The following is an 11,279-nucleotide window of genomic DNA, read 5'->3' as shown; positions in this document are numbered from 1 at the left end:
GGGAAGGTTGCTACAAGCCAAGCGCCGCGGCAGCGTCCTTCAACTGGGCCAGGGCACCTGCGTCCCCCGCGAACGCCTGTCGCGCCGAGGCATAAGCCTGCCCCGCCCCGGCACGATCGTCCAGCACCAGCCGCGCGCGCATCAGCCTCGCCCAGCCATCCAGATCGTGCGGATTCTGCGCCAGCCGGGCGGCCAGCCGATCGACCATCGCCCGCGCCATCTTGTCCTGCTCCGATGGGCTGAGCCGCGCCGCATCGGTCATCTGCATCGGCGATGGGCCGGGAATCGCGTCGGTCGCGACATCCTGCGCCGGAGCAGCAACCGGTGCAGGCACGCGCCCGCTCACATCGATCTTCTCGCGCGTGGCAACCTGATCGATCAAGGTGCGCACCGATTGCGCCCACGCCGCGCCCGGCGGCGCATCCCGGAGCAATGCGATCCAGTCATCGATCGCACCTTTGTGATCGCCGGCCAGATCCTTGCGCACGCCCAGGAAATAACGGGCACGGGCATCCTTCGGGTCGATCGCAACGGCGCGCTCGAAGGCGTGCACAGCGTCGGCATCGACCCCGTTGCGGTGCGCATAGACCAGCGCCTCGCCCAATGCCGACCAATCGTCCGCGCTCTGCGGCGCCAGCGCCGTCGCGCGCGCCATCGCTTTGCTCGCCTCGGCAAAACGCCCTTGCGCGAAATAGGATTGGCCGAGCATCCGCCAGCCCGGCAGATCGCCCGGATTCGCCTTGAGCTTAGCCTCCAGGGCCGCGATCATCGGCGCGACCGCATGCTCGCCCGGCATAGCTGCGGGTTCGGGCGCCGGTGATTCTCCTGCGGGATGCCGATAGCGCAAAGCGACGGCGAGGATCGCCACCAATGCCGCAGTCACCAGCGCATAACGACCGATCCGGATCGGCCTGGTCGATTGTATCTTATCCATGCCTTCCTGCCTGCTCGCGCATGCTCTAGCGTCCGCGCCCGAAGATGCTAGGGCGTCCGGGGCAACGCGTGGGGGTTGGGGTTTTGACGGAGCGACATCGTGTCGCCATCATCGGATCGGGGCCGGCTGGCCTCAGCGCGGCCGCGCATGCTGCGGCCCGCGGGCTCGATCATGTCTTGATCGAGAAGACCGATCACCTTTCCGACACGATCTACAAATATCAGAAGGGCAAGCACGTCATGGCGACCCCGAGCCAGCTCGTGCTGCGCTCGGATCTGTCGTTCGAGGCGGGCAAGCGCGAAACCATACTCGGCACCTGGAACGAGGGGATTGCCGCCAGCGGCGTCAACGTGATGTTCGATGCCGAGGTAAAGGCGATCAGCGGTGTGGCCGGCGATTTGACGATCTCCATCACCGATGGCCGCATCGTCCGCGCCGAGACGATCGTGCTGGCGATCGGCACCCAGGGCAATCCCAATCTGGTGCGATGCCCGGTCGGCGAAGGCGCGGTGGTGCAATATACGCTCGACGATCCCGCCGAATATATCGACGAGCATATCGTCGTGATCGGCGGCGGCGATGCCGGCATAGAGAATGCGCTCGGCCTTGCCGCGGATGCGGCGCAGCGCAATACGGTCACGCTCGTCAATCGCGGCGCCGAATTCTCGACCGCCAAGGACGCCAACGTCAAGGCGCTGCTCGCCGCCGAGGCGGAGGGCCGCGTAACCGTGATGCGCGAGACGACCACGTCGGAAATTCGCAAGGGCCGCATCCGCTTCGACGCCCGCGACGGCGAGATCGAGGTGCGGTGCGATCGCGTCATCGCCCGCATGGGCTCGGCGCCGCCGCGCAGCTTCGTCGAGGCCTGCTGCGCCGAATTCGAGAGCAAGGATGGGCGCAAGGCGATCATCGCCGGCACCGGTATCGAATTCACCAGCGCCGATCGGGTCTCCTACCCGAAACTTTCACCGACGTTCGAATCGACCGTGCCCGGCATCTACGTGATCGGCGCGCTCGCCGGCTATCCGCTGATCAAGCATTGCATGAACCAGGGCTATGACGTCATCGAGTTCATCACCGGCAATACCGAGCTGAAGCCCGCCGACGAACCGATCCTCGAGGCCCGCTTCGCGAACATGCCTTATGGCCAGAGCGTCGCCGGATGGCTCGATTATCTGCGCACCACGGTCACCATCCTGAACGATCTCTCGCCTCTGCAGATGCGCGAGTTCATGCTGGACACCGAAGTGCGGATTGTGCCGGCCGGCGAGATCGTCTTCAACCGCAACGATCCGGGATCGTCACTGCTCGCCATCGCCGGCGGATCGGTAGCGGTCGATGTCGGCGGCGGCCGACAGGTCGCCATCCCGAAGGGCTCGATCTTCGGAGAAGTAGGCCTGATTTCGGGCCGCCGGCGCGGCTCGACCGTGCGCGCCGCGCAGGACGCGATCCTGCTCGAAACCCCGCGCTCGGCCGCGCGCAAGCTGATGGCGCAGGTGCCCGCCGCCGGCCGCGCGATCACCCGCATCTCGACCGAGCGGCAATTGCTCCAGATGTTCGGATCGGGCCTGCAGCCCGCCGACCTGGTCGATGTGCTGGAGAAATCCGAGATCCAGTCGATCCGCGCCGGCGAGACGATCATCCGCGAGGGCGACGACGCCAACGACATCTTCGTCATCCGATCGGGATCGATGATCGTCGAGAAGCTGATCGGCGGCAAACCGATCTTCCTCTCCTACCTCCCCGCCGGCAGCTATGTTGGCGAGATGGCGCTGATCGACGGATCGGCCCGCACTGCGACCGTGCGCGCGGCGATCAAGTCCGAGGTGATCCGCATCGATGGCCCCGCCTTCGCCAGGCTGCTGGCGCGCAACCCGGCGCTGCGCGAGCGCGCCGCGACCGACATGGTCTCGCGCCGCAAGCTCAACGCCTTCATCGAGGATCGGCGCGAGAGCTTCGCCAGCGCGGTCGATCTCTATTCCAGCGTCGCGGGCTTCCTGATCGACAACGGCATCGGCGAGGCGACCGACGTGCTGCTGATCGACGAGAAACTGTGCGTCGGCTGCGACAATTGCGAAAAAGCCTGCGCCGACAGCCACGAAGGCCTGTCGCGGCTCGATCGCGAGGCGGGGCGGACCTACGCCCATCTCCACGTCCCCACCTCATGCCGCCATTGCGAGCATCCGCATTGCATGGCCGATTGCCCGCCCAACGCGATCCATCGCGGGCCGGATGGCGAAGTGTTCATCGACGACAGCTGCATCGGCTGCGGCAATTGCCAGCGCAACTGCCCCTATGGCGTGATCCGCATGGACAAGGTGCCGCCGAAGAAGCCGGGCCTGCTGTCGTGGATGCTGTTCGGACATGGACCTGGGCCGGGCGAACCCGACAAGACATGGTCGGCAAAGCACGCAAAGGCCGGGGTCGAGAAGCCGAAGAAGGCGATCAAGTGCGACATGTGTTCGGGTATCGAGGGCGGTCCCGCCTGCGTCCGGGCCTGCCCGACCGGGGCGGCGATCCGCGTGGCACCCGAGGAATTTTTAACGGTCGCACGTCTGGGTGGGGAACGGTGACCCGGCCTCCCCGTCATTCCCGCGAAGGCGGGAATCCATATTCTCTGGAGCGTGAGAGCCAGATAGTTTGGAGGTTATGGATCCCCGCCTTCGCGGGGATGACAGGTTTGGCTGCCTGATATGGCCACTCGCTCCCGCCAGACCCGGCGTACACGCGCATCGCTCCACGAGAGTTTCCTGCGGCATGCCAATGGCCGCTGGGCGCGCGTCTCCGCGCTGCTGTGCCTTACCCTCATCCTGATCTACGCGTTCGACGATCCCTCGCCGCATCCAGAGGGCGACACGATCTATGGCTACACGCTCGGCACGATCGGCGTGCTGCTGATCCTGTGGCTGACCGCGCTGGGCATACGCAAACGAACGATGACGCGCGGCCGTTGGTCGTTGAAGGCATGGACCTCGGCGCATGTGTGGCTGGGCCTCAGCCTGATCGTGGTCGGGACACTCCACACCGGCTTTCACTTCGGCATGAACGTCCACACGCTCGCTTACGGGCTGATGATGCTGGTAATCTTCTCGGGCCTGTTCGGGGTGACGGTCTACGCGGTTCTGCCCCAGCGGCTGTCAGAAAATCGCGGCGAACTGACCGAGGCCCAGATGCTGGAGGCTTTGCGCGCGCTCGATCGCCAGCTCCATAGCGCAGCCCAGCCGCTGACCGGCGGCGCGGCCGATCTCGTGCGCGCATCGCTCGATGAGGACGCCTTCGGCGCCAGCCTGTGGCGTCGCCTTTCGTCGGCCGAGCCGCACGGAGCGACTGCCGAAGCCCGACTGACGATGGGCGCGGTCGCGATCGGCCAGCCCGCCGACGCAGTCGGCCGCGTCCGCGCGCTGCTGGGCGAAAAGCAGGGGCTGATTGCGCGGATCCACCGCCATCTCCACCTGCGCGCCTTGCTCGAAATCTGGCTATACGTGCATGTGCCCATGACCATCGCGCTGATCGCGGCACTGATCGCGCATATCGTCGCCGTCTTTTTCTACTGGTAGCGGCATGGCCTTCCTGCTCCGTTCCATTTCCCAATCCGCCACCGGCCGCGATATCGTGCGCGAGCACCGGCTGGACAGCGACCGTCTGTCGATCGGCCGCGATCCCGCCAGCGACATCCACCTCGAGGATCTGGGGGCGGCGCTCCACCACGCCTTGATCCATCGCATCGCGCCGCGCCGGATCATGGTCACCGCAATTGCCGGCCTGCCCTTCTCGATCGACGGCCGCTCGACCGAGAGCGCAGAGATCGATGTGGAGACCGGTGCCGAAATCCGCATCGCCAGTTTCCGGCTGACGATTTCCTGGGACGCGGATGCGCAAGCCGTCGCGATCCTGACCGAGCGTTTCGGGCTGCTTGCGCGGTCGATCGAAACCAGGGGCGAACGCGCGGCATTCTCATTGGCGGGCAAGATACCCGGCCGGCGGATCATGTCGTGGGCGGGCGCGCTCCTGGTGCTGGCGATGTTCCTCGCCTGGCCGATCTGGTCGTTCCACCAGCGCGAAGGCGCCCGCCTTACGCCGGCTCAGCTTACCCAGGTTTCGCACGTGGCCGACGCGAGCTGGTCGCCCGGGCCGCTCTCGGCCGCGCACGCGGCATTGGCGCGCAATTGCACCGCCTGCCATGCCAAGGCTTTCGTTTCGGTCCGTGACGAGACGTGCCGGACCTGTCACGCCCAAACGCATGACCATGCCGACCCGGCCCGCCTCGCGCGCGCGCTGGCGCCCGACGACTGGGTGGGCCGTTTGCGCCTGACGATCGCGCACAGCTTCAACCGGCCTGCCGGGCGGTGCATCGATTGCCATGTCGAGCATCAGGGCGATCAGGCGATGCCGACGCCCGCGCAGAAATTCTGCGCCGATTGCCATGCCGCGCTGAAGGCCAAGCTGCCCGATACGAAGCTGCCCAACGCCAGCGATTTTGGCACCGACCATCCGCAATTCACGCCAGCGATCATGCTCCAGCCGGGCCGATATCCCCGCTTTGCACGCACCTCGCTCGACGCCAATCCACGCGAGGAAACCGGGCTGAAATTCCCGCATGCGCTGCATGTTTCGGCGGTCAACGGGGTGGCGCGAATGGCGCAGACCCTGGGTCAGGCGCCTAACGGCAAGGGGCTCGATTGTGCGGCCTGCCATAAACCCGATCCTAACGGGGGCGGCTTTAAGCCGGTGACGATGGAAGCCGATTGCCAATCCTGCCACAGCCTCGCTTTCGCATCGAACGACGGGGTGCCGCGCACGTTGCGTCATGGCGATCCCGATGAGGCACGCGCGGTGTTGCGCGATTATTTCGCCGCGCATGGCGGCACGGCGCAGGCCAATCTTTCCGGCATGGCACGCCGCCGTCCGGGCGATATCGCCGCCTCCCCGACGGGCGCAAATGGCGCGCCGCAGGCGATCCGCGCGCTCTTCTCACGCGGCGGTGCCTGCTTCGATTGCCATACGATTAAGCCGCCGTCGCGCCCGGCCGGGCTCGATTACGGCATCGCGCCGGTGACGCTGCCGACCCATTATCTCACCGACGGTTGGTTCGATCACCGCGCGCATGCGACCCAGAATTGCACAAGCTGCCACGCGGCGAACGTGTCCAACGATGCCAGCGACGTCATGCAGCCCAAGATCGCGGAATGCCGCACCTGTCATGCCGGCGAGCATGCGACGCGCGCCGCGCCCGTGGCATCGAGCTGCGCAATGTGTCACGTCTATCACCGCGACCCCAGCCTGCCGGCAAGCGCTGACCGTCGCAGGGCGGCGCCCGGGGAGGCCCCGCCGATGCGGCGCATGAAAAGCGGGAGTTGAAGCCGTGCGAGGGGAGAACATGGGCTCGATGCTGATCGCGCAGATCACCGACCTGCATATCGGCTTTTCGGGTGACCGGGCCGATGAACCCAATCTGCTGAGGCTCGAGCGGATAATCGATACGCTGGCGGGGCTAAACCCGGCACCGGATCTGCTGATCGCCAGCGGTGACCTGACAGAGCATGGCGACGAAGCATCCTACCGCCGGCTCGAGAGCACGCTCGCACGCCTCCCCTTCCCGTCTTACTACGCGCTCGGCAATCACGATCGGCGCGCACCGTTTCGCGGCGCGATTCCGGACGCACCCGATGCCGACGGTTTCGTTCAATATGCGATCGAAAACGGGCCGCTGCGCTGCCTGGTGCTCGATACGCTCGACGAGAACCGGCATGGCGGCGCCTTCTGCGCTGCGCGCGCGCAATGGCTGGCCGATCGGCTGGCCGAACAGCCCGATCGGCCGACAATCATCATCCTGCATCACCCTCCGGTGGAGGTTGGAATCGCCTGGATGGACCCCGATCCCGCCGCGCCCTGGATCGCCCTGCTCGCGGACACGATCCGTGGCCATGACAACATTGTCGCGTTGCTGGCGGGCCATGTCCATCGGCCGATCAGCCTGCCTTGGCAGGGGTTGGCGTTGACGATCTGCCCTTCGAGCGCGCCTGAAGTCGGTCTCGATTTCACGCCGGCCGATCCGGCGCATCCCGAAAACGGGCATCTAACGATATTGGAGGGCGAACCGGGCTTCGCGATCCATCGCTGGACCGGCGAGCGGTTGATCACCCATTTTGGCGCCCCGCCGGGGCCGGTGGTTGCGGAGCTGAAGGGCGTGCCGGAACGATAAGCTATCCCAATCCCGCGCAGGCGGGAATCCATAAACTCCGATCCGCCCCTGACTCTCACATTTCGGAGAACAGGGATTCCCGCCTGCGCGGGATTGACGAGACTATCGGGGAGCCCAATCCTTCAAATCCGCCGCATCGCTCACCTTCCACGGCACGCCGCGTGAATTGAGGAAGAAGCGCTCCATTTCGGGCCGGGTGAAGGGGCGCGATCCCAGCCGTCCGAACACGGCGATTTGTCCGCCCGTCTCATCCACACCGCGATCACGATCGAGCCCGCGCGATATGGCGCGCGCCGGAGTCGGTGTCTTCGCCCATGCGATCAGTTCGGGCTTCGGTGCCGGCGAAAAACCGTAGAAATTGGGCTGGCTCGCCGGCGACGTCAGCTGGATCACCTTCATCCCGGCCTTGCCGTCGGCGACATAAGCGAAGAGCGAGGCGTTGGTCGAACCGACGATCACGTCGGACGCATCGGTCATCTGCCCGCCGAACGTCTCCCTGGCATAGACCAGCGGCGCCTCGGGGTTGGTGACGTTGACGATCACCAGCCCGTCCTTGCCCGCCGCGACATAGGCATAAGTGCGCGCCACATAGACGCGCCGCGCATCCGCGAGCGGCACCAACGCCGGCAGCAGCCGGGGCTTGAGCATGTGCGTAATATCCAGCACGCGCAGCCCCTCGGCGGTCGTCACCCACAGATAGCGGAACTGGATCGCGCTCGCCCGGGCACCCGGCAACGATACGGTCGCGGCCAGCTTCGGCTGCAGCGGATCGGCGAGATCCACCACGACCAGCCCCGCCTCCGCCGCGATATAGGCGACGTGGCCCGCCAACGTGATGTGGCGCGCGCCCGCCAGCACATTGCCCGGATTCCACGTCACCGCGCGCTTGAAGACATTGTTGCGCGGATCGCCGTCGGCCAGCGTGTCGACATTGACGAGGATCAGGCCCTCCTTCGCATCGGTCACCGCCGCATAATGGTAGATCGGATCGAACGCCTGCTCCTGGTTCATCGCGCGCATCGCGGGCGTGTTGCGCAGCGGATTGATCGGCTGGTTGGTCGGCAGCGCCATGCAGGTTGCGTTGCTGCTCGCGACATGCGTGCTGTTGGAGAGCGGCGAGAAAGGCGCTGTCACGATCTTCTCGGAGAAGCCTTTGTTCGCGATCGAGGCGACATCATAGGCGCGGAAGCCGCGCGTGCCTTCGGCCACGAACATATATTCGCCGCGCATCTGGATGCAGCCGGCAAGGCCGCCGCCCTGGACGATATTTCGGAACGGCTCGACCGGATCGCGCTCGCCCGAGCCCTTTTTGTCGAGGATGCGACCGCGATTCCAATTGATCAGCTCGCGCTTGTTGCGATCGACATGCAGCCGGTAATAATCGGGATAGGCATATTTCTGCAGGTAGGACCCGATCACCGCCTGCGGCTCCTGCCACTCGGTCACCCGCACCGCCTCGATCCCACCTTCCAGCCCGAGCCAGGCGTTCATCCCGACGAAGTTCACGCTGCCGGTGCCGAGCAGCATAAGCTGCGCCATGATCGCATTATTGTCGTTCGCGGCCGACAGATGGCAGTCCGAACAGGTCTTCGTCTCGGTCGTCCGCACCGTGTGCGGGAAATGCGGAGCGAAGGCCTGGCTCGAGAAGCCGATCGCCGAGATGGGCGGCTGCTGGACATAGATCCGCTCGCGATTGATGTTCGTCGACGACAATATTAGCGCCGAGGTCGATCGGATCGGCGCGATCTCATTGCCTTTGGTCGTCATGTGCAGCCCGAGCTGGAACATGTCGTCGCGCGCCACCTGCGGATTGTAGGTCGCGAAGTTGCGCGTTTCCTCCTCGCCCTCCTTGCCGAAATGGTGCGACTTGGTCTTCCAGTTCGCTTCGATCGGCAGATGGCAGCCGCCGCACGACGTGGTCCACGACAGGTGGCAGGTGAAGCAGGCCATCTTGTCGGGATCGTGCGCGCGGTCGCCCGCCTTGACCCCCGGCCCGAAGGCGAAGTTGCCGGTCTCGACGCCGGCTTTGCCCATCAACTTGGCCCGCGCCGCCTTGGCGTTGAATTCGGGCAGCGAGCGATCGACCGAATTGCGGACGAGCGACACCCGCCATTCGATCTTGGGGTCGACGATCGAGCGCTGGATCAGGATGCGCTCGCCGGCGGCGCCCGTGCTCCATTCGAAGCGGCGCTTGCCGTCGGAATTGCGAAGCAGCGACAGATCGGTCCCGCCCGGACGCGCCGCCGGGCCCGAGGTGCGCAGGTTCGGGAATGCGTCGGCGGTGCCGTGGCAATCCTTGCATCCGATCTCGACCGCGTTGGCCACTTCACCGTAAATCAGGCCGTTGCCGTGGGCATCCTGCGCGAAGTGGCAATCGGCGCACTGCATTCCCTTCTCGGCATGGATGTCCATCAGATGGACCGCCTTGCCCGCCTGCTGGCCAACCGGCGCGAAGGCCGGCATGCCCGCCTTCTTGAACTTCTCGGGATCATCGGACGCGACCACCTCGCCCTCCGCATCGAGCAGATTGCCCTCGCGATCGCGCTTGTAGATCGCGCGGAAGTTCCAGCCATGGCCGTGATAGTCGGCGAATTGGGTATCCTTCGCCTTCGGATTCACATCGTCATAGACGTGCCGGAGGAAGTCCACGTCGCTCCACTTGCCGCGCGGGCTGGCGCCTTCGGGGTTGCGATCCTCGACTTCGCGGACTTCGGCGGCCGTCGGATATTTCTGCTTTTCCGGCCACATCAGCGGTGCATCGGATTCATAATCCCACATCGTGTAGCCGAGATAGGAATTCAGGAAGATGTTTGGCTGATGCATGTGGCAGACCATGCACTGCGCGGTCGGAATGGCGCGGGTGAAGGCATGCTCGATCGGGTGGCCGCTTTCCTTCTCGCCGGTGATCGGATGCCCGGCCGGCACGCCATGGAGATCGCTCGCGGCCTTCTGCATCAGGCCCGATATGGTCGGATCGAGCGTGCCCGTCTGCCCGTCGCGGCCATAGGGCGCCCAGGTCAGGCTGTGCTTGGGATCGCGATCATTGGCATAGACGACATGGCAGCCCGCGCAGCCCGACTGGCGATAGTCGCCCGGCTGATCATTGGTGCCCTGGAACCACAGATAGGGGTCGTTGAGCCGGGTCTTGTGGATGTTGAGCACGGGGATCGCGACACGCAATCCTGTGCCCGGCCCGCGATTGGACTGCTTGAGATCGGGCCGGCCATCTTCCTCCAGCCGCTGGATGCTGCCGCTGGGATTGGGCAGGCCGATTTCGGGAAATTGCGTCCCGATCGTACGCCCGCCGCGCTCGAACACGCGGAAGATATCGCCCGGGGGCACCGTCTGCCAGGTCGGCAGTGGATAGAGCGCCGGCAGCGCCCCGCGCGCCGCCTGTTGCGGCGTCACCGTGCCCGGAGGATTACCCGGCGAGAGCAATTTCGCCGGATCGCCGCTTTTCGTATAGGCTTCGCCGGTAACGTAACTCTTGTAGGGGAGGATGCCGTTATTATAGGCCGCCCCGCCCCACAGCATCGCGCCGGTCGACATGAGCGAGCGCTCGGACGCCTCGATGATCTCCAGATGGCACGCGCCGCATGACGCGCGCGCGACGCGGTAATCGGACGGGTTCACGAAGCGGATGAATTCGGGCGCCTCGCGGTTCAGCAGGGTGTAGCTGCGCTTGGGATTGGCCGAGCTCGGCCAGTTCCAGGCATGCGGATAGCGCGGCAGCACATGCGCCCTGTCGCGTGCGGCGACATAAGCGGGGTCGTCCTTCTTCAGCCCGGCCTGCGCGAAAACGCCGGCATTGCCGCCATGGCAATCGACGCAACCCAGCACGACCGCCTCGCTCTTGTGCATCGTCCACGCGTCGGAGGCAGAGTGGCAGGAGATGCAGCCGGCACTTTTGGCCTTGGCCTGTTCAGGGGTCTGGGATTGCGGGGCTGGCGGCGTCGCGGCGTAGGTGACCGCCTGGGGTTTTTCGCCCTCGGAGGCGATCAATCGACCCGGTATGGCTATCAGCATCAGGAGGGGAGTCAGGATCGCCAGCCTCGCCACCCCGTCATGCTGAACTCGTTTCAGCATCCACCGGGCCACCAGCGCTGGCCGTCCGGTGGACCCTGAACCGAGTTCAGTGCGCCG

The 11,279-nt window shown here is 65.7% G+C and carries 6 protein-coding genes; 4 read left to right on the top strand and 2 right to left on the bottom strand.

The features are described from left to right. Positions 1 to 10 precede the first annotated feature (10 nt). A complete protein-coding gene (locus AB4Z44_RS05360) occupies positions 11 to 934 on the bottom strand; it encodes a tetratricopeptide repeat protein (protein ID WP_404713037.1) in 924 nt (307 codons plus the stop codon). Between the two features lie 44 nt (positions 935 to 978). Between AB4Z44_RS05360 and AB4Z44_RS05355 the strand changes: the two genes are divergently transcribed. From AB4Z44_RS05355 to AB4Z44_RS05340, 4 genes are all read left to right on the top strand, one after another. Beyond that, a complete protein-coding gene (locus tag AB4Z44_RS05355; protein WP_404713036.1) occupies positions 979 to 3,507 on the top strand; it encodes a cyclic nucleotide-binding domain-containing protein in 2,529 nt (842 codons plus the stop codon). A 120-nt stretch (positions 3,508 to 3,627) separates the two neighbouring features. Beyond that, a complete protein-coding gene (locus AB4Z44_RS05350) occupies positions 3,628 to 4,491 on the top strand; it encodes a hypothetical protein (protein WP_404713035.1) in 864 nt (287 codons plus the stop codon). A 4-nt stretch (positions 4,492 to 4,495) separates the two neighbouring features. After that, positions 4,496 to 6,292: a cytochrome c3 family protein gene (locus AB4Z44_RS05345; RefSeq protein WP_404713034.1), complete on the top strand. Its 1,797-nt coding sequence runs from the start codon at positions 4,496 to 4,498 to the stop codon at positions 6,290 to 6,292. Between the two features lie 19 nt (positions 6,293 to 6,311). Beyond that, positions 6,312 to 7,136 carry a phosphodiesterase gene (locus tag AB4Z44_RS05340; RefSeq protein WP_404713033.1) on the top strand — a complete coding sequence of 275 codons (825 nt, stop codon included), beginning with the start codon at positions 6,312 to 6,314 and terminating at the stop codon, positions 7,134 to 7,136. Between the two features lie 102 nt (positions 7,137 to 7,238). Here the strand turns inward: AB4Z44_RS05340 and AB4Z44_RS05335 are convergent, their stop codons facing one another. Next, complete coding sequence (locus tag AB4Z44_RS05335; RefSeq protein WP_404713032.1) at positions 7,239 to 11,222, bottom strand: multiheme c-type cytochrome; 3,984 nt, start codon at positions 11,220 to 11,222, stop codon at positions 7,239 to 7,241. Positions 11,223 to 11,279: the final 57 nt, after the last annotated feature.

This window comes from Sphingomonas sp. MMS24-J13 (assembly GCF_044905095.1).
Taxonomy (GTDB): domain Bacteria; phylum Pseudomonadota; class Alphaproteobacteria; order Sphingomonadales; family Sphingomonadaceae; genus Sphingomonas_I.
This window is presented reverse-complemented; position numbering and strand designations above follow the sequence as displayed.

Coding starts and splice junctions, on each gene's coding strand:
- AB4Z44_RS05360 (WP_404713037.1), bottom strand. CDS start 934: ATGGATAAGATACAATCGACCAGGCCGATCCGGATCGGTCGTTATGCG.
- AB4Z44_RS05355 (WP_404713036.1), top strand. CDS start 979: ATGCTAGGGCGTCCGGGGCAACGCGTGGGGGTTGGGGTTTTGACGGAG.
- AB4Z44_RS05350 (WP_404713035.1), top strand. CDS start 3,628: ATGGCCACTCGCTCCCGCCAGACCCGGCGTACACGCGCATCGCTCCAC.
- AB4Z44_RS05345 (WP_404713034.1), top strand. CDS start 4,496: ATGGCCTTCCTGCTCCGTTCCATTTCCCAATCCGCCACCGGCCGCGAT.
- AB4Z44_RS05340 (WP_404713033.1), top strand. CDS start 6,312: ATGGGCTCGATGCTGATCGCGCAGATCACCGACCTGCATATCGGCTTT.
- AB4Z44_RS05335 (WP_404713032.1), bottom strand. CDS start 11,222: ATGCTGAAACGAGTTCAGCATGACGGGGTGGCGAGGCTGGCGATCCTG.